Origin of the sequence: Desulfofarcimen acetoxidans DSM 771 (assembly GCF_000024205.1) — a bacterium.
Classification (GTDB): Bacteria; Bacillota; Desulfotomaculia; order Desulfotomaculales; family Desulfofarciminaceae; genus Desulfofarcimen; species Desulfofarcimen acetoxidans.
Map to the genome: position 1 here is coordinate 3,975,508 of NC_013216.1, position 24,366 is coordinate 3,999,873.

Genomic DNA, 24,366 nt, shown 5'->3' on the forward strand with positions numbered 1-24,366 from the left:
ACTTTGACATATCTACAAGATAAAAATATTAAAATCCGGTATAATTGTAGAATACCGACATTTATTTTGCGTTATATTACATAATAATATATTTCTTAATTATTAACTTCAAAAAATAACAAATTTATATCGCTGCTGTTTTCTTATTGCCGACTTAACTCATCTACAGCCCTCTGCAAATCATCCTCCCCAGGCTGTGTGTGAGTTAAAGCCTGCTGAATGTTCGGTGTGCCATTATTTTCAACATTCCCAGCCAGTCGTGCACCACGTCTAAGTTATAGTGGTACAGCTACCAGCGATCTTCAACGACAATAGCGGCCCCATCACACAAGTCTTGATGTTTACAGCGGCATAACGAAAGGATATAGATTTTAATCTATATCCTTTCGTAACAGACCGTCTGTAGTCATACAGGGATTTACAACGGCCAGTACCGCACTCAATAACATGAGGTGAATAGTATTCCTCACCTGCTGATTAAATGGGTCGCCTTCGACGATAAGTGGTCATACTGCGAATAGCTCGTGATGCCTCGCTTGCTCAGTCCCCGAGAAAAAGAAGGTAATAACTATATATCTTAAATATTTACTCTAATATTTTTATTTCATCAAATGAATAATATATAAACTCTGCTTTACCTATAATACTATTAATAGAGAGCGCTCCCCAATATCTACTATCATAACCATTATTTCCATTATCACCCATTAAAAAAATATTATTAGCCGGTATTTTATATGATTCAAATTTATTAATAGGTAATTCAGATATATAAGGTTCTTTTAACGGTTTGCCATTAATATAAACAATACTATTATTCAGATAATGCCTTCCGATTAATCCTATTCCCCCGCCTTAAAGTTATAAATCGGTTTAATAACTTTCACAATATCTGCCGTCGGCCCGATATTGTTTACGATGTCATCCATATTCTTATAGGCCATAGGACACTCATCCAAGGTTTCTTTATTGACAGATGTAGTATAGACATCCTTCATCTGTTTTTTAAATTCCGAAACAGTAAAACTTTGTTTTGCCTTGGTCCTGCTCATGAGCCTTCCTGCGCCATGGGGAGCAGAGCAGTTCCAGTCCTCATTGCCTTTGCCAATACAAATAAGACTGCCATCCCTCATATTGATCGGAATTAAAAGCCTCTCCCCTTTCTTTGCAGATACCGCTCCTTTCCGTAAGATCATCGTATCGGTATCAATGTAGTTATGAGTTGTAGTGAACTGCTCCACTACGTCCAATTTCATGCCTTTTACGATCTCTGTAATCATCGCTTTGCGGTTCAGTTCTGCAAACTGCTGGGCGATATTCATATCATGTATATAGTCCTCGAATAGACTGCCGGTTACATAAGCAAGAGGAAACGGAATATCTGTCAATACTTGATTCTTGAATTCCTTTAAAGCGTTCTGGATTTCTTTATCACGTCCTTCCGATTTATAGCGGGCAATAAGTGCCTCAATGTCGGATTTGTCATTACGGTTTAACTGCTTATAACCAGCTTCTTGATAATATTTTGCCACTTCAAGGCCTAAGTGACGGCTGCCCGAATGAACCACAACATACAGGTTGCCCTCCTCATCCTTGTTTACTTCAATAAAATGATTGCCGCCACCCAATGTTCCAATACTCTTTTCTGCTCTATCCAATTTTACTTCCTTGTGACAACGGAGCTGTGTTAAATCAATTTGCTCGTTATAGCGATGCGGTGTCTTCCTAACCTCAAATCCTGACGGTATTTTTTCATAAATCAACTTATTTAACTTTTGCAGTTCCAGTCGCTTATTAGTTATCGAAATTGTCTCCATGCCGCAACCGATATCCACCCCAACTAAATTAGGTACCACTTTATCCGCAATGGTCATGGTAGTCCCAATAGTACAACCGGCTCCGGCATGTACATCCGGCATAATCCGGATTTTGCTTTCTTTTACAAACTCCTGATTGCAAAGAGTTTCAATCTGAGAAGCAGCACCTTCTTCTAGAACATCGGTATACACCTTCGCCATATTACATTTTCCTTTAATTTCCAACATAGTTTTTCACCGTTCCATTCTGATATTTCACGTTTTTAACTTAAATTCCTCACCCTCATAACTTTTTCTTTATTTCATACGATGACAGACATTCCTTACTATCAATGTTCATTCGAGAGTAACATGTTCTCCTTTACAACGGTATCAGCTTTTATTGCCTGTTGGAACATGTCAAAATACCACACAGGCCGCGTAAACACTAGGCTTTTAGTTTTCTATCCTTATTACCGTTTCCACATGTGTCGATAGTGAAAAGGGGATATACTCTATCAATCACCTTAAATACTTTTCTTAATAATATCTATTTCGTTATATTGTCCCTTAAGATAAAAATAAATGATTTCGGGTGGTTAAGAATTTCTTTCATACAAATTAATGTTAAAGAAGTGTCATTAACTGGATTATGATGTAACACGATTACTCGGCAATATCCGGCATTTCATTGACATAGTCAGGAATGTTATCAATAACATCTTGTAAGCAAATAGCATTATCCAGCATTTCCATTGTATCCTTGTGAGGGCTTGCATATATCCCAGGCCAAAAAAATTCATCATAATTTTGCCGATTGGTAAATGCAAGTAATGGTTTATTAAAAGAAAACTGTGCGTTTTTCCCATTTGTATTTCCTCTGGCATCAACTTTTATCCAATAACTATTCACATATATTGCATTATAACAATGAACACAATATCCGAGCGAATCATCTTCTGCAAGCGTTATATGCTGAAAACACATTCCTGTTGGTATACCCTGTGTTCTTAACAAAGCTGCAAGTAAGTTAGCCTTGGCATGGCAAATTCCTGTTTTATACTTGAGAACATCCGATGCTTTTGATGTAATAATTTTTGCTTTTATATCAAATGAGTGCGGAATTTCATCCCTTACATACTCAAATGCAATTTTTGCTTTTTCAGCATCCGTATTTATATGCTTAAAAAGCTGTTTTGCCTTTCCTGTTATTAATGGTGATGAAAAATCTATATACTTATTTTCCTGTAAGAATACTGCAAAATCCATATTAAGTTTCATTCCTTTCGCTGTGCTCAAGGCAAAAATCCTTTTACATAATCTAGCTTCTCACTGGTAAAATTATTTTTATGGTAACATAGTGAACTACCCCCGCTTACGTTCCACTAAGAAGCGGGGGCTTCCAAAGGAACATCAACGAGCGTTTCCTGATTCATCAGCCACGGCCTACCGTTACAAAGAGCAATAGGTCTTACACGGCCTCCAGCAGGCATGACTTCGGGCGGTCCCCGCCCTACAACTATATATCTAAGCCGCTAGCATTTCTAAGCCACGACGTTCTATCAATATGGCTGACACCAAATCCCTGGGCATAACCATTCCACAAGCAGGACACCGGTGCACTCTGACACTCAAATCCTTTGGCACATTGGCACCACAAAGACATGTCTGGGAAGTGCCATGAGGAGGGACAGGAAGAAATATTTTACCATATCTGTGACATTTATACTCAACAAAGTTTCTGAATGTACCCCATGAAGCATCATGTATGCTTTTAGCTAGGTAGTGGTTTTTGACCATGTTCTCGATCTTTAGATCTTCCATGAAGACAATATCATGGCTCTGAACCACGTTTAGACTGGCCTTGTGTAGAAAGTCTTTTCGTTGATTAGTTATCTTAGCATGAAGTTTAGCCACTTTAGTTTTGGCTTTCCCTCGGTTGTTAGAACCTTTCTTTTTGCGAGAAAGTCTTCGCTGTTGTTTGGCTAACTTCCTTTCTGATTTACGATAGTATTTTGGGGTTCCTATTTCTGTACTATCAGACAATACAGCAAAATGTTCAAGGCCCACGTCTATTCCAATGGATTTGGTACTGTCGATAAGATTTTCGAGTACTTCCACTTCGGCAGTCAAATTAGCGTACCACTTACCACCGTGATACTTTATGTTAACCCTGGATATTTGACTGGCATCAAATTCCCGGTGAGTTGTCATTTTTACGAAACCTATTTTAGAAAGATAGATTTTACCCGGCTTAGAGAAAGTTTTCTTTACAGCATCCACCTGGGGATAGGTAAATGATGTGTAATGGTCACGGTTTTTGAACCGGGGGTATCCGGCTTCTTTGGCAAAAAACCGCTGATAGGCAAAGTCTACCCGGCGCAAAGTATCCTGCATTACCTGACTGTGAACTTGCTTGTATTCCAGATGTTCTTTTGTATAGCCCGGCAGCATATTCTGCTGTTTATTATATGTCAACCCTTGGCCGGTTTCTTTATACACACGCTGACGCTCAGATAAAGACCAGTTATAGAGTTTCCGGCAAAGTTTTAGTGTGTGAAACATTTTTTTCTGTTGCTCTTTGGTCGGACGCATTTCAAACCGGTAGACAATTTGCAAATGATTCACCTCTTTTCACCCTGGGTTTCAATGTACTTCTTAATTACTTCAATGGGTGCACCACCTGTAGTTAGAAGACAAAAACTTTGCGACCAAAAATATTCTTTCCACAGCTGCTTTCTAACTTCCGGAAACTCCTTTTTAATAAGTCTGGATGATGCACTTTTGAATGCATTGATGTACTTAGAAATTTCCGTATTAGGGTGAGCCTTGAACAATATGTGTGTGTGATCTTTGTCATGGTTGTATTCAAGAAAACTAATATTATATTTTGGTGCAATATACTCACCAATTTCTTTGATACGGTTTGCTATTGTGTCGTTTATAACTTTTCTGCGATATTTTACTACCAAAATCAGATGATATGTGAGTAAGAAGACCGAGTGGCTATTTGTATCAAGTTTGCTCAATAATAATCAGCCTTTCGTTATTGCGTCTGATTATATTTTGCCACATCATAGAGGCTTTGGCAAACATTTTATTAGTACACAAAACAAGGCCGCCATTCATCCCACCACCTTAGAGGTGGGGGAATTCTGGCGGGGTTTGGTTAAACCAATAACAAGCAACGTTGAAGAATGTCTAAGTAATAACTATGGCCTTATCCAAATATCTCCTGGCCTGTCGTGAGTGAACAAAAAACAGCCGAGCAAGCTCGACATAAAGTAGTCAGACTTGAGGAATGGGCAGAGTTTATAGGTGATCCGGTAATTACAACGGCCATTCTAGATCGGCTGGTTCATAATAGCGAAATATTTAATATGAGTGGTGAGAGCTATAGGATTAAACATAGAAATACTATTTTAAAGAAGGTACAACAAGAAGATGATGATTCTCAATTAGGGGGAAATAGCCACGGAGATACAGAGATAATGCGGTTTTAAAATACATTTTTTTAGGTGAGCCTCTGAGGAATTTGTGGGTTCAGTAAGCGGCGCCATAGGCTAGACTTGACACCCAGATTTCGCATTTAGAGATTTTTAAATTAGAAATTGCTACCAAACGTTATTTTTTTAAATTATCATTAAACCATTTCTCAATATAATACGAAAAATTTATTGACGAATTAATGATCTCTATTAACTCAAGTGGATGGGGTAAATTAAACAGATTAACCAATACATCAATGCTATTAGGAATATTCGTCCCATTCCAATGACGTACACCAATAGGTTGCAACCTTTGCTCTGATATAGTTAGGTCACCAAGTTCTTTCTGTAATTTTTGGGGAGACATTTTTTTGTAATTTCTAGCCAATAACCAGGCGGCTAAATTAATCACGAGCATAGCCAATACTTTTAAAAAGCAATAGGCATCAACCCTTTCCGGATTACGAAGGAAAACCTGTTGTAAATCAAGGGAACCTTTCAAAAATCTAAAACTGATTTCAATATCGTTCCTACTCCGGTAGCGGGTGAGAAGTTCGTTAGCATCAACTTTCTCTTTATCGTGGTTGGTTAAAAGCACAAAAATACCGTCAGTTTTCTCTAGTTCAGGAATTATTGCTTCATCTTTTGACCAGGACATAACAAGAGCATCGTGCTGATTTAGCCCAATTTCTACATTGAACAGCCTACGCATTTCAGGTTGCCCTTTGAAAATATTATCTACCGCCTTTTCACAGGCTTCCTTGGTAATTAAGTTGCGTTTGTTGAGCTTGCTATTGAGTTCTACTAAGGCATCTTCAGTGCTGGTTATACGTTTTTGACGACGTTCTTCTTCCTTAGGTTTTTTATTTAAATCACAATAAATAATTGCCCTAATAGTATGGATTACAAATTTTCGCTCACCTTTTTTACGACGCTTTTTATCCTTTTTATCTTTTGAGAGAGGATCAATTTCTATTTTAAATGTATATTCTGTCTCAAATGCCTCGTAGTGTTTAGGTAGATTTCTTTCTATTTCTTTTTTTGAGCGATACTCAATAGAAACAAAATCATCTTTTTCAGTGTTATTTAATTGCTCTAAAACCCAATTTTTCGATAGTTCGTCCTTAAGTGGGCCAATAAATAACGCCTTTTTGTTGCTATTGGCGAGCATCAAATGCATGTTATCTTGGGTCAGAATACCACGATCAATAATCATCTCAAATTCTTGGCCGTCGGTAATTTCCTTGACCTTCTCAAATGAACGCTCAAAAGTAGTGCCACCTTGAACATTACCGGGATCAATTGTGGATGTTACCGGCAAAGATGCACCAGCGGATATAGTAAGATTGAGGATTAATTGTTTTAAACCCGGCATGCCCCCGTATCCATATTGAACCTTATCGTTATTTTCCATATCACCATAGACCGGAACGGAAGATGTATCGTTGTAAAAAGTGTTAAGTGGAATATCAAATCTCTTGGATGCCGATAAAACAACATCTTGCAATACATTAGCCATATATTTTGCATTTGAGTTTAAAGTATCAAGGGCTCTGCCCATTTTGTCATCATTAAATTTTTTGGCCGGTATACCGAGTATTGTTTCAACTTGCCAATTTTCACAAGCTTCTTCAAATTTATATAAACGGGTAAGGTCTTTATTTCTGCCAAGCATATCGCCTATCATTATTTCACATGCTAGACCAGTGCTTACCCGACAATTAGAACCATTGGATCTTTCTTCACGTAAATGTTCATAAGTAACATATTCTTCATCAATAAAATCGTCAATTATTTTACCGATGCCAAGGCTTCTAGCTAAAAAAACACCGATGAGTACTGCACCTGAGGGATTTGCTTTCGGAACTTCTACTTTTAATTCGGGCATTATCTTCATCAACGCTTCAGGCGGTAATTTGGCCAGTTGTTCTAAAATAGGTTGTAAGTCCATAACGATCCCTCACTAATAGTTTTTTACTAGTAGTAAGGATTCGACACAAAAGGGGAATATCCTCCCATTTTATGGATCACTTATTTTTATGGTTGTAATTAACATTGCTTATGCACCATTATCTGGCAGTCTTAAATTTTATAATGCGGAAGTTGGGTTGACAGACTTTATAACAACCTATAATTACCATTAAACTATCCAAAATTATTTGCCGATTTTTGTCCAAAAGTACTTGCCGCGCACATGAGGTCGTAATATCTGCCTATTACATCTAGTGTAATTACATCATAAATAACCATTTTCCTATTTATCAACAGGACTTCTCCAATCTATTCCTGGCTTTCCGCTTAATTCATAACCATAGAATTCTCCATTTTCAGCGTCCCAAAGCTGAGTTACATCGGCATCTGTTACGGAACCATATCTAGTTAAATATATGGGGGATTTAGTTTTTACTACCCAGATCATTCTTTCAGGATGTATAGTAAGATCATTTACCCTCACGCCACTTGAATGTTTAACATTTTCCCAGAGAAGTAATTCTTCACTAATACGCATTTCACCACTTGATAATTCAGACGCTATTTTATATCCCTTAAGTTGCTGTAGAGGTAATAACTGCTTAGAATCGGAATTACCCTTTAAAATTGGTTCAGTGAGTTTATAGTTTTCCTGATTGCTAGTGCACGATGGCGTAAATACGTACACACTATAAATTTACAGTAATTCAGAATAAACCAAATTAAAATTTAGTTAATTATCATAAAGGATGTTTACTGCAATAGGTACTGGAACTACGTATTCAATATTTATTAACTACTGTAATTAGTATCGGCCTGAACCTTTTCGCTAGACATAAGCCAAAATACTTATGTTTGCACAATATTTATTTGGTATTTATTGGTGTACGTGTATTTACGCCACGCTGCACTAGACTATTACTGTTAAACTCATTTGCTTGACAGCCTTGGCCGCACCCAAAGCATAAAATATATCCCGGTGGTAGTACCAAGATAAGTCTTATGCTTTGGCGAGTATCGCTGTATAACGATATATACAGTATATTACAGCAATAACGATATATATATTATTATATATCGTTATTGTTTGTTCGTATTTTTTATACATACCTATCTCTTAACCGTTGGTCTTATAAAAACCCTTAAAGAGAGAGAGAGGGATGGCTGGCCGGGCCGCCCCGCTAAACATAGCATTATTTAACTGTTAATGTAGCTGTTGGTCGTTAGATTTTAAAACTTGTTCTAACTATAAATCTTTTATACAAGCTCAAGCACTAAGTCAACCCCGGTTTATTTGTCCGATATAATGGGTCGAACTTATGCTTATTCACTTATATAGTGGTTCTTTTGGGGTAGATTACAAGGTCTATATGTGAGATATTTTCGACATTTTCAATATTTTGGTGGCTATGTTATTAAAACTCGTTTTAACCGCAAACATTTTATACAAGCTCGAACATTAAGTCCGCCCCGGATTATTTTCCGATATAGTGGGTTGGACTTATGCTCGCTCACCCATATAGTTTGGCAATTTGGGAGATTTACAAGTTCTTTAAGCTATATTTTCAATAATTTTGAAGATATATTTCATAACATGCTCTTAATGATATTTTGAGCAAAAAACAAACTTCGTTTAGTTTTTATGAAGTCAGTTGAAGCAATTCATAGTCCTCTAAAATAGCACCCTTAGCTCTAATTTTACTGCTTACAAGAAGTTTATTAGGGCTTCCAATACATATGGGAGTTAAAATCAGTTGTTTTCGAAGTAGATGTCCATCATTAGAACCTATTCCATCTCTTAATTGCCCGACTAGTGCAATACCATTCCAGAATCCGTTTTCCGAAAACTGTATAAATGCCGAATCAGAATACATATATAAAGGATCAATTAACATACATATTTCAAAAATAACATCATTTAATTTATCTAATATTTCCCTTCTCATGGTTCCTTGCGGTCCTTCTATCATTCCGCTAGCATCAACCAGTTCGGTTTGGTCTGGAATGTCTCTTCCAATAAATTGACAAGAAAAATGAACAATTTCACCTCTAAGTTCTGTAGCATCTAAAGCACCCAATTCAATTAATGCTAGATTATATGTAGACATATTACTCATTACAGTTTTTACCGCATCATCAAGGTAAGAACGATTCTCTAATAGCTGAGTCCAATTAAGAGAGTTTTTGGGGTTATTCCAAAGTGAATTGTAACTACCCTTTGAATTAGAGTATTTGTAAGGCATCTTAGTAATCATGCTTTTACCTGTTATAGACTTAAATATGGTTTCCAATCTATGCACATTAATATAGTAGAATTGATTTACAAAGGAATCATTGTATCGTAAGTATTCTTCAAGATTACTACATTGTTCAGTCCACTTTTGTTTAAAAACTCCAATTTGTTCAGGAGTTATGTTTCTTCTCATCTCAAATTTACTATGCAGGTCGGAATGGCACTTTTCACGTACAGCTACTAAATTATCATATTGGTTATTTGAATGATTTTTATCAATATGATGTATATTCGCTATCCTACTGTGTTCAGGACACAAACAACAACGATAATGACATTCAACCAGTATTTTTGTACTCATATCTTGTGGAATCTTTACTCTCGTCATAAATACCTCCCCAGAATTTTATCATTATTTATCAGTGAGTAGCTCCCCTGTTTCATAATCATAATACCCAATTACAGATTCTCCTGGAACTTCACGAATTTCTTTGACTGGCCAAGTAACATTTACCGTATCCTGTTCACTTTGGGTTAAATATCTTCCCCGATAACACAATTCCTTCTGTTTTGGATAAAAGAAGATATTTTCTATTATATATTCAGAGTTATTATTACGAGCAGCAAGTCCAATTCCTCCAGGCATAATTATCCTCTCATAACGGTTTTCATCTGGCATTGTCTCAGTAGAAGATTCAAAATCAACTTGCATTTTAGATAATGAACCATCATTACATAAGGTCTCCAACAAAGCGATAACTTCTGCTGTGACTGGCAAAACGCCCCCCGGTCCCATTACCTCATCACTTAATCTGGCAATTTCTAATGCTTGTTTAAATACTGTACCCATCTGATTTTCAGCCATAACATGTCCAGACAAGCGCAGACTTCCATATGTTCTATCATAAATAACAATAAAATAATTCCCTTCTTGAATATAAGGTAATCTCTTTACACGAAATTTTCCAAAAGCTACATCTAAATCTTGACGTTCAAATGGTATAGAAATTAAAAAAGCTTCGTAAATCAACCTTGAAACTGCTCCTAGTTCATCTGTTTTGGCAATATTGAACGTAGGATGAGTAAAAACAACTCCGCTTGTAAAGTAGTTTCTTGTAAATCGTGGGAGATCAAAAAATACATTAATGCCATCACCAGTAAGCGGATACTTATATGGCTTAGTCTCGGCTGAACCTCTTTTTTCTTTAAATCCGATAACAGATTCACGAACCTGACAATTTGCTTCAATTACCATAAGATCACCATATTTATTGGAATTATATATATTTCCCTCTGTAAAATTGGGAAATACTTGAGATGGAGGCATACTAGGGTTAGTTGTATACTTCTTCTCGCTCCTAACATAAATAAGACGATTCTTTTGGAATATTTTATATACTCGCAGTGACTCTGTGGCATAATAATAAACTGCTCCAGGATAAGCTTCTCTTAATGCTTGACTATAGGAAAGTGAACCCATATCTTTTAATACAGGGCCTTGTTTAAACTGCACTTTAAACTGACTTTCTACATCTCTTAAAGGGAAAACATTATTGGGACAATCATTTGCCTCAGATTTCATTGCTTGAAGATCAGATGGTAACTCACCCGTACGCTCAGACTTACATAATACCATAAACCCTTCAGGCCATTTTATTGGACTAATAAAGTCAGTTTCATCATTAGATATTTTTAATGCTTGGCAAAATTGATCATGCTCACCGCCCTCACGACTAAGGCACAAGGTGTGAATATATTGAATGCGGGGATTTTGTAGGTACAATGCACCTTCTGATAAAGGACGTTCTAATATACTTTTAGGATTCCTAAATACAACTTCATCAACAACATCACCTGAATGAATGATATATACGGTTCCGGGACAATTACGACCAACACGACCCATGCGTTGTAATAAGCTAGTTGATGAATAAGGTACACCTAATAAGACAACTGCACTCAAGTCTGCTATATCTAAACCGAGTTCAAGTGCACTTGTACTAACTACTCCGCTTAAAGAACCTGTATAAAGTCGTTCTTGAATAATTATTTGATCTTCTTCTTCATATCCAGAACGATAGGGAAGAATATTAAGAGTATGTATGCGATCTGGTTTTATAATTCCTGTAATCTTATCACTTTCAACTTCAATATTTGCGCCTTGTTCACGTCCCTGATGACCTCTTGATAAAATTGATGTTATTAATTCCGCTGATTTCCTACTATCAACAAAAGCTATAAACCGTCTTTCAATAGAAGTAAGCTCTTTAAGAAAATAAGTAATCTCAGTAAGATAATCTCCTTTTAAATGAGGTCTTAAAAACACAATTTTGACTTCCTGTCTGGGAGATGTATCAAGTTCAGAACCAATAATATGAAAAGGGACGCCAAAAAGGTTTTCCAGATGTTTTTCAGGAGATGCCATAGTTGCTGAAGCACAAATAAATTGGGGAGTGTTATTGGTAAAAGCTATAAGATGCCTTAAGCGCCGGAATAAAAAAGCAGCATTTGAACCAAAAACTCCGGTATATGTATGTACTTCATCTACAACAAAAAGGGCAACATTAGTTAAAAATTTTACAATTTCCCTGTCGGAAATATTCAACAAAAGCCAATGATGAATTATATCAGGAGTCATAATTACAACCTGACAATCTTTAAGAATAGCCTTTCTCCTAGCCATTGATTTTACATCACCATCAATACGTCCAACTTTAGCATTTATTCCGGCTGCATCAAGTGCATTCTTCCAACGTTTTTCTTGTTCACGTCCTAATGCTTTTAATGGGTAAATGGCAATTATTTTTGCACTAGGTTTTGCAACTAATTTCTCAATACCTAAAGCATAAAATGCCAAACTTTTACCCGATGCAGTACCTGTAACCAAACAAACATTATATCCACCTATGGAATATTTAAGAGCTTCTTTTTGGTGCAAATATATTCCTGGAACAAATGTTTTAATATAATTTAGTGTTGTATTGGATAGTGGTAGGTCATCAATTGGTTCTAAACACTTCTCCCTTGATTCTAAGAGAATTGTATCGACCAGTTCCCATTGTCGTATCTCAAAAAAACTATTGATGTTATCACCCCTGTTCATAATGAACCATATAGGACTATATTTGGCATATGAAAAATTTGTCATAATACTACAAGTTTAATAAAAAAAAATATATATTTATCTAGTGATAATTGCTTATATTTAAAGAAGATTACATGCATTGTATATTAATAGTATGTTGTCATAATTCTACATTAAATCCAATAGTCCTTCTTTCTTTGCATAGAGATAATAATATATAATATATTTTTCATATTACTATTCATCCTATATTCACCTGTACCCTTTCGCTCATATTGCTAAACCTCATTGCCAACCACACTCCCACTACACACCCCATTCGCCCCAACCGCAACTTCCCCACCCTCACATTAACCCTCACCAAGAAATCCCTGCTTGCCACGGGCAACGTCGTGGCTTTGCGATTGTTATTCGTAAAAAGGCTGGTAAATTTAGATAAATATTAGCCATTAGACACAAAAATATTTTCCCATTTCATTGATAAAAGCAGGAATTAAGAAGATGGTTAAGGAATTACCAAAAATATGTCATTGACACGGTTATATATTGGGGAACTTTTTGTGGCTAACAATTAACATTTAAAAAGGTTTTTGTAGTAAAAAGTAGTACATTTATATTAAGTCTAAATTTGGGGGGCGGCACCTTTGAGATCAAATATTTCCAAATTTCTTATAGCAATTATACCTATATTAGCAGTATTTATAACATATTATTTAAATCATACTACAGTAGACGTTAGATATACATTATCTGATAAAATACCAATTAGTGATTCAACTGAAAGTATACAACAATTAATTGTAAAAAACAGTGGTAAGGTTGAAGCTAAAAAAATACAGGTTAAAATAAAGGCAAAAATTACTTCATGTGATATTATAAAACACTCATATGTTGATAATGTGAAAGAGCAAAAAACTGATAACTCTCTTGAAATTGTATATCCAGAATTACCACCACAAGGCAGTTTTTTATTAACTCTTAAATCATTAGGTAATGGAATAAATAAATCTGATTTAGAAATATACCCCTCAAATGGTACTGCTTCTGAGGCACTCTCTAGGAATAACCATTATGATATACTTGAAATTATGATAATGATTTACTGGATACTGTTAACAATTTTATACTTTTACTTTATTAGAACACAAGGATGGGAATCTAAAATAGTTTATGGTAATCATGATACTATTTTAAAAAGAAGGAATAGCCCATTCTATATTACTAAAAATAAATGGGCTAATATTCGTGAAGAAGCATTAAAACAAAAAATTATTAAAGCATATTTTTTCACACAAGAGATAATGAACTCGGAAATCTATAAAATTTTAAATAATAATAAACCGGATTACTTAATTGAAGATGAATGGGATACCTTGAAAACTGGTTATTGTAAAAAATTTGTGGAAAGTTATAATGTGGCAGTAGAAAGATATTTTAGTGAACAGCAAATATTAAAACTTCTAGCAATTCCCAAACCACTTCATATTCCTAAAAGTGATTGGTCTGATTTACAGATTAATGCCAATAAAAAATATATTTTTTCAAGAAAACAATACATTCACTTACATGATTACAAATCTATTCTAAAAGAGATTAACGATCAAAAGCCGGATTATGTTTTAGATTCATTTTGGTCCGAATACCATGAATTCCTACAAAAGATACTGTATACCTCGATTGCAATAAGATTAGAACTAGAAAAAGAACCTCTGATATTTCTTCAACAACTAGATCTAGATATGCTTTCTGCAGAATTTAAGAACAATTTAACCGATCGAGCATATAAACTAAAACTAATGTCAATACCTAATATACTTGAAACAAATAACGCAAAAAAAATATTAAAACAACCTAAGCCAGATTGGATTAGTACTGAAGACTATGAATTGTTATTAAAAAAGGCAAGACAGTCTTATCAACTTGAGAGTCTCATTAAGGAATTTGAACTAAAAATAACCTTATTAAAATCCATAGTGAATAAACGGGCACTGCCAGATTCAAAACCCAATCTTTTGTCAGATGAAGAGTGGGACCTATTTATGAATTTAGATAATAGCATAAGAGAACAATCATTATCAAATGCTCAATTAAAAAATAAACTAACAAAAGGATATGTTACTGTAGAAAAGCTTAAAAAGAGAATAGTTGGACAATTAGCTACTATTAATACATTTTTAAATGATACTACAGTACTGGGTAGGATTGAAGATTATGACAATGTTTTCGCCCCGGGGAATTTTGAAAATCTAAAAAAGCTTGCATTATTGCTAAATAAGTGTAGTATTAAAAATTAACCCTAAGAAAACATCAGCAATAAGTTTAAAAATGTTAATTGAGAGGTTTTCACTGTTTCGAACCTTAACCTAATAGCCGAGGTAGAAGGTACAACTCCCTCGGCTTTTTTCTCGTATCAAGCAGATGCCCACATCATAAATATCAGCAATACGAAAAGACTCGCAGGCCGCTAAATACGTGGCTTCACCCTTTCTATTCTTACCACGCACTCCACATGGCTCGTATGCGGGAACATACTAATATAATCATTGCTTTTATTATTGAACATAAAATAAATAATTGATGCAAAAATTATTATCGTAATCTAGGGATATGGCTCAATAAAACTTTTAGCCTACAAAAATCCACACTGTACTAAAATCAAAATAGTGTGGATTTTTGTAAATTAACAACCTAATAAAAAATGATGCCTGATATAAAAGCAAAAACCCTCCAGAAAAAATCCTAAAGGGCTTAAATAAGCTTTTAATGTTCTTTCAAAACTGCACAGCGTGAATATTAAGGTCAAGCGTTCGACCTATTAGTACCGGTCAGCTAAACACATTACTATGCTTACACACCCGGCCTATCTACCTGGTGGTCTTCCAGGGGTCTTATTCTTGCGAAGGGAAACCTAATCTTAAGGTGGGCTTCGCGCTTAGATGCTTTCAGCGCTTATCCCTTCCGGATATAACTACCCGGCATTGCCGCTGGCGCGACAACCGGTACACCAGTGATCCGTCCATCCCGGTCCTCTCGTACTAGGGACAGCTCCTTGCAAGTTTCCTGCGACTACGATGGATAGGGACCGAACTGTCTCACGACGTTCTGAACCCAGCTCACGTACCGCTTTAATGGGCGAACAGCCCAACCCTTGGGACCTACTACAGCCCCAGGATGCGATGAGCCGACATCGAGGTGCCAAACCTCCCCGTCGATGTGAACTCTTGGGGGAGATAAGCCTGTTATCCCCGGGGTAGCTTTTATCCGTTGAGCGACGGCTCTTCCACTCGATACCGCCGGATCACTAAGCCCGACTTTCGTCCCTGCTCGACCTGTATGTCTCGCAGTCAAGCTCCCTTTTGCCTTTGCACTCTGTGAGCGCGATTTCCAACCGCGCTGAGGGAACCTTTGGGCGCCTCCGTTACTTTTTGGGAGGCGACCGCCCCAGTCAAACTGCCCGCCTGACAATGTCCACCGGCCTGATTCAAGGCCGTATGTTAGAACTTCAATACTGCAAGGGTGGTATCCCAACGTTGGCTCCGCCAAGGCTGGCGCCCTGACTTCTCTGCCTCCCACCTATCCTGTACATGCAATACCAAAATCCAATATCAAGCTGCAGTAAAGCTCCACGGGGTCTTTCTGTCCTATCGCAGTTAGCCGGCATCTTTACCGGCAATTCAATTTCACCGAGCCCCTCGTTGAGACAGTGCCCAAATCGTTACGCCTTTCGTGCGGGTCAGAACTTACCTGACAAGGAATTTCGCTACCTTAGGACCGTTATAGTTACGGCCGCCGTTTACCGGGGCTTCAATTCAAAGCTTCGAGTTTCCCCTGACCTCTCCTCTTAACCTTCCGGCACCGGGCAGGCGTCAGCTCCTATACTTCATCTTAGCGATTTAGCAGGAACCTGTGTTTTTGGTAAACAGTCGCTTGGGCCTTTTCTCTGCGGCCTCTTCACGCTCCGAATGTATAAATCTTCACGTTAATGAGGCACCCCTTCTCCCGAAGTTACGGGGTCATTTTGCCGAGTTCCTTAACGAGGGTTCTCTCGCGCGCCTTAGGATTCTCACCCTACCTACCTGTGTCGGTTTGCGGTACGGGCACCAATGAGTCTCGTTAGAGGTTTTTCTTGACAGTATGGGTTCAACCACTTCGGTACTTGTTTTCCCTCCCCATCACTTCTCAGGCTTTGTGTCAGACGGATTTGCCTGCCTGACGCCCTACGAGCTTGGACGCGCTTTTCCATCCGCGCGCTTGGCCTACCCTCCTGTGTCACCCCATCCTGATAACGACTTTTGGTGGCATAGGATTTTCAACCTATTGTCCATCGCCTACGCCTTTCGGCCTCGGCTTAGGTCCCGGCTTACCCTGAGCGGACGAGCCTTCCCCAGGAATCCTTAGGTTTTCGGCGGGCAGGATTCTCACCTGCCTTTTCGCTTACTTATACCGGCATTCTCACTTCCATACGCTCCACCGCTCCTTACGGTACGACTTCGCCGCATATGGAACGCTCCTCTACCATGTCTTGCGACATCCGTGGCTTCGGTGACATGCTTTAGCCCCGTTACATTTTCGGCGCAGGGCCACTTGACCAGTGAGCTATTACGCACTCTTTGAATGGTGGCTGCTTCTAAGCCAACATCCTGGTTGTCTGTGCAACCCCACATCCTTTTCCACTTAGCATGTCTTTGGGACCTTAGCCGACGGTCTGGGCTGTTTCCCTTTCGACTATGAACCTTAGCACCCATAGTCTGACTCTTGAGTATGTTTTAATCCGGCATTCGGAGTTTGATTGAGTTCGGTAACCGGTGAAGGCCCCTAGCCCAGTCAGTGCTCTACCTCCGGATTTTTTTCTCAAGGCTAGCCCTAAAGCTATTTCGAGGAGAACCAGCTATCTCCGGGTTCGATTGGCATTTCACCCCTACCCACGTTTCATCCGCCTCCTTTTCAACGAAGGTCGGTTCGAGCCTCCACTTTATTTTACTAAAGCTTCACTCTGAACATGGGTAGATCACCCGGTTTCGGGTCTACTCCAACGGACTTGCCGCCCTATTAAGACTTGCTTTCGCTTCGGCTCCGTCTTTTCTGACTTAACCTTGCCCGTTAGATGTAACTCGCCGGTCCGTTCTACAAAAAGTACGCCGTCACACTTTTAACGTGCTTCGACTGGCTTGTAAGCATACGGTTTCAGGTTCTTTTTCACTCCCCTTCCGGGGTGCTTTTCACCTTTCCCTCACGGTACTAATCACTATCGGTTGCTGCAGGTATTTAGCCTTGGGAGGTGGTCCTCCCTGTTTCCCACGGGGTTCCTCGTGTCCCGCGGTACTTGGGATTCACTCTAAACTTCTCGCCTTTTCGCCTACAGGGTTGTTACCTTTTATAACGGGCCTTTCCAGGCCGCTTCGGCTAAGGCAATGGTTTGTGATGAGTGTCCCGCTACCCCTAATCTGCAAGCAGTTTAGGTTTTGGCTGGTCCCTTTTCGCTCGCCGCTACTCGGGGAATCGCTGTTGCTTTCTTTTCCTCAGGGTACTAAGATGTTTCAGTTCCCCTGGTGCCCTCCTGTAACTTATGTATTCGGTTACAGGTGACGAGGGTTTGCCTCGCCGGGTTGCCCCATTCGGATATCCACGGATCGTTGCCTGCTTGCGGCTTCCCGTGGCTTTTCGCAGCTTGCCGCGTCCTTCTTCGGCCTGCAGCACCTAGGCATTCACCGTATGCTCTTTTTTGCTTGACCTATTTTTTGCGCTTGAGAGTTCTATTTGTATTTCTAAATAGAGCTTTCTTTTGCTTCACGCTGTGTAGTTTTCAAAGAACTTTTTTTTTGGTTGCGGAGATAGGACTTGAACCTATGACCTTCGGGTTATGAGCCCGACGAGCTACCAACTGCTCCACCCCGCGATGTTGTTTAAAAACCCTTTTTACAGGGTAAATTTAGTTTCCGGCAACGTCTTACTCTCCCAGGGGGTAACCCCAAGTACCATCAGCGCTGAAGAGCTTGACTTCCGTGTTCGGGATGGGAACGGGTATGACCTCTTCGCTATTGCCACCGGAAAAAGTCTCTCAAAACTAAACAGTTTGTCGATGGATGTCGACCAATATTGAGATATGGAGCTTCCGTTAGCTGTGAGTGATTTCTCTCCCAGTGGCTAACCGTTAACCACCAACATCCAATATCCTTAGAAAGGAGGTGATCCAGCCGCACCTTCCGATACGGCTACCTTGTTACGACTTCACCCCAATCACCGACCCCACCTTCGACGGCTCTCTCTCTTGCGAGTTAAGTCACCGGCTTCGGGTGTTGCCGACTTTCGTGGTGTGACGGGCGGTGTGTACAAGGCCCGGGAACGTATTCACCGCAGTATGCTGACCTGCGATTACTAGCGATTCCGACTTCATGTAGGCGAGTTGCAGCCTACAATCCGAACTGGGACCTGTTTTTAGGGGTTGGCTCTACTTCACAGTTTCGCTTCCCTCTGTTCAGGCCATTGTAGTACGTGTGTAGCCCAAGACATAAGGGGCATGATGATTTGACGTCATCCCCACCTTCCTCCGTTTTGTCAACGGCAGTTCTGCCAGAGTTCCCACCTTTATGTGCTGGCAACTGGCTGTAGGGGTTGCGCTCGTTGCGGGACTTAACCCAACATCTCACGACACGAGCTGACGACAACCATGCACCACCTGTCTCCGTGTGCAAGTAAACTTGCAAGACCATGTTTCCACGGCGGTCACGGGATGTCAAGCCTTGGTAAGGTTCTTCGCGTTGCGTCGAATTAAACCACATACTCCACCGCTTGTGCGGGCCCCCGTCAATTCCTTTGAGTTTCAGTCTTGCGACCGTACTCCCCAGGCGGAGTGCTTATTGTGTTAACTGTGGCACCGAGGGGGTCGATACCCCCGACACCTAGCACTCATCGTTTACGGCGTGGACTACCAGGGTATCTAATCCTGTTTGATCCCCACGCTTTCGCGCCTCAGTGTCAGTTACAGGCCAGGAAGTCGCCTTCGCCACTGGTGTTCCTCCTAATATCTACGCATTTCACCGCTACACTAGGAATTCCACTTCCCTCTCCTGCACTCAAGTCTACCAGTTTCAGAAGCAGTCTCCAGGTTGAGCCCGGAGTTTTCACTTCTGACTTAATAAACCACCTACTCGCCCTTTACGCCCAGTAATTCCGGACAACGTTTGCCACCTACGTATTACCGCGGCTGCTGGCACGTAGTTAGCCGTGGCTTCCTCTTATTGTACCGTCATTTTTCCTTGCTATTTACAAGAAATCTGTTCGTCCAATATCACAGAGCTTTACAATCCGAAGACCTTCTTCGCTCACGCGGCGTTGCTCCGTCAGGCTTTCGCCCATTGCGGAAGATTCCCCACTGCTGCCTCCCGTAGGAGTCTGGACCGTGTCTCAGTTCCAGTGTGGCCGATCACCCTCTCAGGCCGGCTACCCATCGTCGCTTTGGTGGGCCGTTACCCCACCAACTGGCTAATGGGACGCGGATTCATCTGTAAGCGGCAGCATTGCAAAGAGGCCACCTTTTCTCTTCTCACCATGCGATAAAAAGAGGTTATCCGGTATTAGCACCGGTTTCCCGGCGTTATTCCTGTCTTACAGGCAGATTATCCACGCGTTACTCACCCGTCCGCCACTAAGTTAAGGAAAAAGTAAACTCTTTTCTTAACTCCGTTCGACTTGCATGTGTTAAGCACGCCGCCAACGTTCGTCCTGAGCCAGGATCAAACTCTCCGTTAAATATGTGAAAAGTTTGATTGCTCATTAAAATTTGGCTTATAGATTTTCGTTAAAAGTTAAAACTTTTGACGAGGTATGTTTAATTTCATCCATCTTACACTGTTTAGTTTTCAAAGACCTGTTTATGACCTGTTTGTTCACCGACTTTACGCCGACAGGAGTTTATTTTATCAGGTTCTGCCTTTCGGGTCAAGAACCAGTTTTTACTATCGTCACCTTAGTGGCGACAAGAGTAAGTTTATCAAATTTTCTTGCCGCTGTCAACAACTATTTTCTGTCTAGCAGTCATCAGCAATGTTTTTTATTATAACAAGTTATGATAATTTAGTCAATAACCAATTGCTTCTTGTCACTTTGCAGCGACATTTAATATAATACAGCATATTTATAAATAATGCAAGTGACAAATTAGTATTCAGCAAATTTTATTTAAATCAATATCAAAACAGGTAAATTAATTTAAGTCAGAATGTTTTCCCAAGAAATTTTTAACCAAACCCCGCCAGAATTCCCCCACCTCTAAGGTGGTGGGATGAATGGCGGCCTTGTTTTGTGTACTAATAAAATGTTTGCCAAGGCCTCTATGATGTGGCAAAATATAATCAGATGCAATAACGAAAGGCTGATTATTATTGAGCAAACTTGATACAAATAGCCACTCAGTCTTCTTACTCACATATCATCTGATTTTGGTAGTAAAATACCGCAGAAAAGTTATAAACGACACAATAGCAAACCGTATCAAAGAAATTGGTGAGTATATTGCACCAAAATATAATATTAGTTTCCTTGAATACAACCAAGACAAAGATCACACACACATATTGTTCAAGGCTCACCCTAATTATGGAAAGAATATTTTTGGTCGCAAAGTTTTTGTCTTCTAACTACAGGTGGTGTACCCATTGAAGTAATTAAGAAGTACATTGAAACCCAGGGTGAAAAGAGGTGAATCATTTGCAAATTGTCTACCGTTTTGAAATGCGTCCGACCAAAGAGCAACAGAAAAAAATGTTTCACACACTAAAACTTTGCCGGAAACTCTATAACCGGTCTTTATCTGAGCGTCAGCGTGTGTATAAAGAAACCGGCCAAGGGTTGACATATAATAAACAGCAGAATATGCTGCCGGGCTATACAAAAGAACATCTGGAATACAAGCAAGTTCACAGTCAGGTAATGCAGGATACTTTGCGCCGGGTAGACTTTGCCTATCAGCGGTTTTTTGCCAAAGAAGCTGGATACCCCCGGTTCAAAAACCGTGACCATTACACATCATTTACCTATCCGCAGGTGGATGCTGTAAAGAAAACTTTCTCTAAGCCGGGTAAAATCTATCTTTCTAAAATAGGTTTCGTAAAAATGACAACTCACCGGGAATTTGATGCCAGTCAAATATCCAGGCTTAACATAAAGTATTACAGTGGTAAGTGGTACGCTAATTTGACAGCCGAAGTGGAAGTACCCGAAAATCTTACTGACAGAACCAAATCCACCGGAATAGACATGGGTCTTGAGCATTTTGCCGTACTGTCTGACAGTACAGAGATAGAAACCCCAAAGTACTATCTTAAATCGGAAAAGAAGTTAGCTAAACAACAGCGCAGACTCTCCCGCAAAAAGAAAGGTTCTAACAACCGAGGGAAAGCCAAAACTAAGGTTGCCAAACTTCATGCCAAGATAACTAATCAACGAAAAGACTTTTTGCATAAGACAAGTTTTGAGATAGTTCAAAGCCATGACATTATTATCATGGAAGATCTGCGAATCAAAAATATGGTCAAAAACCACCGTCTAGCTAAAAGCATACATGATGCTTCATGGGGTACATTCAGAAACTTTATTGAGTATAAATGTCACAGATACGGTAAAATATTTCTTCCTGTCCCTCCTCATGGCACTTCCCAGACATGTCTTTGTGGTGCCAATGTGCCAAAGGATTTGAGTGTCAGAGTGCACCGGTGTCCTGCTTGTGGAATGGTTATGCCCAGGGATTTGGTGTCAGCCATATTGATAGAACGTCGTGGCTTAGAAATGCTAGCGGCTTAGATATATAGTTGTAGAGCGGGGACCGCCCGAAATCATGCCTGTTGGAGGCCGTGTAAGACCTATTGCTCTTTGTAACGGTAGGCCGTGGCTGATGAATCAGGAAACGCTCGTTGATGTTCCTTTGGAAGCCCCCGCTTCTTAGTGGAACGTAAGCGGGGGTAGTTCACAAGGAATAAAACGCTAGGCACTCTGAAATCATAACAGTATTCGATAAAATATTCGTTATTCTGATTAATATACAGTAAAAAAAACATGTTATAATTACATGAAAGCCGCCTTAAGCGCCTTTCAAACAACTACGGCCACTGGTACCGGTTGAAAATTATAAAGTACTAACCTTAACTTATCCATAAATCCACTATAACCATAATTTTCTATAATACAAGAAAAAGGGGGACTGAAAAATGTACAAATACTTATTGGCTATAGACGAATCGGAAAATGCTCTGCGGGCAGTTAATTATATGTTAAACCTGGCTAAAGTCACTAAAGGCCTGGAAATTGTTCTAATCCACGTGGTAAATTTCAAACAAATAATATCCAGCATTTCTCCTTTTATGGTTATCCCGGATATTCAAGCGGTCTTAAAAGAGCAGGGCAGGAAACTGTTAGATGAACGCGCTGCAATATTTGAAGATAAGGGCATAACCATAAACAGGATTCTTGCCGAAGGAGATCCCGGCATAGAGATAGCCAAATACGCCGCAAATAATGATATCGATCATATTGTCCTGGGAACCAGGGGACTAAGCAATTTAAAAGGCCTGGTTATGGGAAGTGTCAGTCACCAAATCATACACCTGGCTCAATGTCCGGTTACACTGATCAAATAATCTTCCATAAAAATACTGCCATGAAGACTCATAAGACTTTTTTTAGAGCTGACATTATTATAAGTGTCGAATAAATTATTGGTCTTCTGCTAATCCTAGCAATAAATCGAATATATGGGGGAGCTATATGTCAAAATACGCATTTTATTCAATTATACTGTTTGCAGTTTTAATCGGTGCCTATGCTTACAGTCAGGATTCTACAACTGATCTTAAGAATAATTTAACTCAATCCAATACGATAGAGAACAAAACAATGCCCGACAGCAGCTCGACAGAGACCAAGCAAGAAGCTAAAAACAGTGCACCTGCCAGCATAACTAAGGAAACCACACCGAACAAAGACAACCAGGAGGATGCAAATAGCAATTCATCCGGGAGTACAACTAAAGACAGTAAAACAGTAAACCCTGCTTCAGATCAAACACAATCTAATGAAAAAATTCAAAAACCGGTAACAACCGGTCTGTCTAACACTAAAAAAGGTTGGGGCTTAAAGGTGAACAGCAACCATCAGCAGCCCGAGATGCCGTCCTCAATTACAGCCACACTGAACAAATACAACTCCTACTGGATTGGCAGTCCCAATGAAAAAGTTGTTTACCTAACCTTTGACGAGGGTTACGAAAATGGTTATTCGAATCGTATTTTGGATATTCTTAAAGCCAACAATGTCAAGGCAGCCTTTTTCATAACCGGACACTATTTAAAATCTCAGCCTGAACTGGTTAAACGCATGTCAGATGAGGGACATATTATCGGCAACCATACCGATACTCACCCCAGTTTGCCTGAAGTTTCAGACGAGCAAATAAAAAAAGAACTTCAGGTGGTGGAGAGTGGCTACAAGCAAATCACAGGCCAAGAAAATATGAAATACCTGAGACCGCCTAAAGGAGAGTATAGCGAAAGAACATTGGCACTAACTAAAGATTTAGGCTACCATAATATTTTCTGGAGTATGGCGCTGGTAGATTGGGTGCCCATGAAAGGCGGGCCGCAAGAAGCCTATGACCACGTAATAAACAACCTGCACAATGGAGCGCTAATACTTCTACATGCCGTTTCCAAGGATGATACGGAAGCTCTGGATAGGATCATAAAGGACACCAAGGAGCAAGGATATGTATTTAAGTCCCTGGACGAGTTAGTAAAACAGTAG

The 24,366-nt window shown here is 39.4% G+C and carries 13 protein-coding genes, 1 tRNA gene, 3 rRNA genes and 2 pseudogenes; 6 read left to right on the forward strand and 13 right to left on the reverse strand.

The window, feature by feature from the left end; genetic code table 11:
* Positions 1-585: 585 nt before the first annotated feature.
* The 5 genes from lepB to tnpA (DTOX_RS18455) all read right to left on the reverse strand — a co-directional run bounded on the left by lepB (position 586) and on the right by tnpA (DTOX_RS18455) (position 4,825).
* A complete protein-coding gene (gene lepB / locus DTOX_RS25455; protein WP_083773496.1) occupies positions 586-846 on the reverse strand; it encodes a signal peptidase I in 261 nt (86 codons plus the stop codon).
* Positions 843-2,045: an RtcB family protein gene (locus tag DTOX_RS18440; RefSeq protein ID WP_042316215.1), complete on the reverse strand. Its 1,203-nt coding sequence runs from the start codon at positions 2,043-2,045 to the stop codon at positions 843-845. Before DTOX_RS18440 ends, lepB begins: the two co-directional genes overlap by 4 nt.
* A 417-nt stretch (positions 2,046-2,462) precedes the next feature.
* Entirely contained in the window at positions 2,463-3,095 is a 633-nt protein-coding gene (locus DTOX_RS18445; RefSeq protein ID WP_242652473.1) for a transglutaminase-like domain-containing protein, read from the reverse strand.
* A 228-nt stretch (positions 3,096-3,323) separates the two neighbouring features.
* Positions 3,324-4,415 (reverse strand): RNA-guided endonuclease InsQ/TnpB family protein, encoded by a 1,092-nt coding sequence (locus DTOX_RS18450; RefSeq protein ID WP_015759192.1) that lies wholly within the window; start codon positions 4,413-4,415, stop codon positions 3,324-3,326.
* 5 nt (positions 4,416-4,420) lie between these two features.
* The gene (gene tnpA, locus DTOX_RS18455) at positions 4,421-4,825 is read right to left on the reverse strand and encodes an IS200/IS605 family transposase (protein WP_015759193.1); all 405 of its coding nucleotides are present in this window, start codon (positions 4,823-4,825) and stop codon (positions 4,421-4,423) included.
* A gap of 267 nt (positions 4,826-5,092) precedes the next feature.
* Between tnpA (DTOX_RS18455) and DTOX_RS25555 the strand changes: the two are divergent.
* Positions 5,093-5,221, forward strand: a pseudogene (locus DTOX_RS25555) (ATP-binding protein); the annotation flags it as partial.
* Positions 5,222-5,420: 199 nt separating this feature from the next.
* On the opposite strand, the gene DTOX_RS18465 reads toward DTOX_RS25555, so the two are convergent.
* The 4 genes from DTOX_RS18465 to DTOX_RS18480 form a co-directional block, all read right to left on the reverse strand.
* The gene (locus DTOX_RS18465) at positions 5,421-7,235 is read right to left on the reverse strand and encodes an IS1634 family transposase (RefSeq protein ID WP_015756151.1); all 1,815 of its coding nucleotides are present in this window, start codon (positions 7,233-7,235) and stop codon (positions 5,421-5,423) included.
* Between the two features lie 303 nt (positions 7,236-7,538).
* Entirely contained in the window at positions 7,539-7,793 is a 255-nt protein-coding gene (locus tag DTOX_RS18470; RefSeq protein ID WP_042316217.1) for a hypothetical protein, read from the reverse strand.
* A 1,102-nt stretch (positions 7,794-8,895) separates the two neighbouring features.
* Positions 8,896-9,876: an HNH endonuclease gene (locus DTOX_RS18475; RefSeq protein WP_015759196.1), complete on the reverse strand. Its 981-nt coding sequence runs from the start codon at positions 9,874-9,876 to the stop codon at positions 8,896-8,898.
* Between the two features lie 24 nt (positions 9,877-9,900).
* Positions 9,901-12,591 (reverse strand): DEAD/DEAH box helicase, encoded by a 2,691-nt coding sequence (locus DTOX_RS18480; protein ID WP_162013543.1) that lies wholly within the window; start codon positions 12,589-12,591, stop codon positions 9,901-9,903.
* 626 nt (positions 12,592-13,217) lie between these two features.
* Here DTOX_RS18480 and DTOX_RS18485 point away from each other — a divergent pair.
* A complete protein-coding gene (locus DTOX_RS18485; RefSeq protein WP_015759198.1) occupies positions 13,218-14,867 on the forward strand; it encodes a hypothetical protein in 1,650 nt (549 codons plus the stop codon).
* Positions 14,868-15,368: 501 nt separating this feature from the next.
* Here the strand turns inward: DTOX_RS18485 and DTOX_RS18490 are convergent.
* The 4 genes from DTOX_RS18490 to DTOX_RS18505 all read right to left on the reverse strand — a co-directional run bounded on the left by DTOX_RS18490 (position 15,369) and on the right by DTOX_RS18505 (position 20,322).
* Positions 15,369-18,305, reverse strand: a 23S ribosomal RNA gene (locus DTOX_RS18490).
* A gap of 88 nt (positions 18,306-18,393) precedes the next feature.
* Positions 18,394-18,469: transfer RNA gene (locus DTOX_RS18495), tRNA-Met, on the reverse strand.
* 38 nt (positions 18,470-18,507) lie between these two features.
* Positions 18,508-18,622: ribosomal RNA gene (gene rrf, locus DTOX_RS18500) — 5S ribosomal RNA — on the reverse strand.
* Positions 18,623-18,751: 129 nt separating this feature from the next.
* Positions 18,752-20,322 (reverse strand): 16S ribosomal RNA (locus DTOX_RS18505).
* The 16S, 23S and 5S rRNA genes sit together here with 1 tRNA gene alongside, the layout of an rRNA operon.
* A gap of 632 nt (positions 20,323-20,954) precedes the next feature.
* Here DTOX_RS18505 and tnpA (DTOX_RS18510) point away from each other — a divergent pair.
* The 4 genes and pseudogenes from tnpA (DTOX_RS18510) (at position 20,955) to pdaA (ending at position 24,366) form a co-directional block, all read left to right on the forward strand.
* A pseudogene (gene tnpA / locus DTOX_RS18510) lies at positions 20,955-21,274 on the forward strand (IS200/IS605 family transposase).
* A gap of 5 nt (positions 21,275-21,279) precedes the next feature.
* On the forward strand, positions 21,280-22,371 hold the full coding sequence (locus DTOX_RS18515; protein WP_015759200.1) for an RNA-guided endonuclease InsQ/TnpB family protein: 1,092 nt from the start codon (positions 21,280-21,282) through the stop codon (positions 22,369-22,371).
* Positions 22,372-22,775: 404 nt separating this feature from the next.
* Positions 22,776-23,204, forward strand: a complete 429-nt coding sequence (locus DTOX_RS18520) for a universal stress protein (protein WP_015759202.1) — start codon at positions 22,776-22,778, stop codon at positions 23,202-23,204.
* Between the two features lie 127 nt (positions 23,205-23,331).
* Positions 23,332-24,366 carry a delta-lactam-biosynthetic de-N-acetylase gene (gene pdaA / locus DTOX_RS18525; RefSeq protein WP_015759203.1) on the forward strand — a complete coding sequence of 345 codons (1,035 nt, stop codon included), beginning with the start codon at positions 23,332-23,334 and terminating at the stop codon, positions 24,364-24,366.

Bases quoted from the DNA above. Each gene is read 5' to 3' on its own strand.
- pdaA (WP_015759203.1), top strand. From the start codon at position 23,332: ATGTCAAAATACGCATTTTATTCAATTATACTGTTTGCAGTTTTAATC.
- DTOX_RS18480 (WP_162013543.1), bottom strand. From the start codon at position 12,591: ATGAACAGGGGTGATAACATCAATAGTTTTTTTGAGATACGACAATGG.
- DTOX_RS18465 (WP_015756151.1), bottom strand. From the start codon at position 7,235: ATGGACTTACAACCTATTTTAGAACAACTGGCCAAATTACCGCCTGAA.
- DTOX_RS18520 (WP_015759202.1), top strand. From the start codon at position 22,776: ATGTACAAATACTTATTGGCTATAGACGAATCGGAAAATGCTCTGCGG.
- DTOX_RS18470 (WP_042316217.1), bottom strand. From the start codon at position 7,793: ATGCGTATTAGTGAAGAATTACTTCTCTGGGAAAATGTTAAACATTCA.
- DTOX_RS18475 (WP_015759196.1), bottom strand. From the start codon at position 9,876: ATGACGAGAGTAAAGATTCCACAAGATATGAGTACAAAAATACTGGTT.
- DTOX_RS18440 (WP_042316215.1), bottom strand. From the start codon at position 2,045: ATGTTGGAAATTAAAGGAAAATGTAATATGGCGAAGGTGTATACCGAT.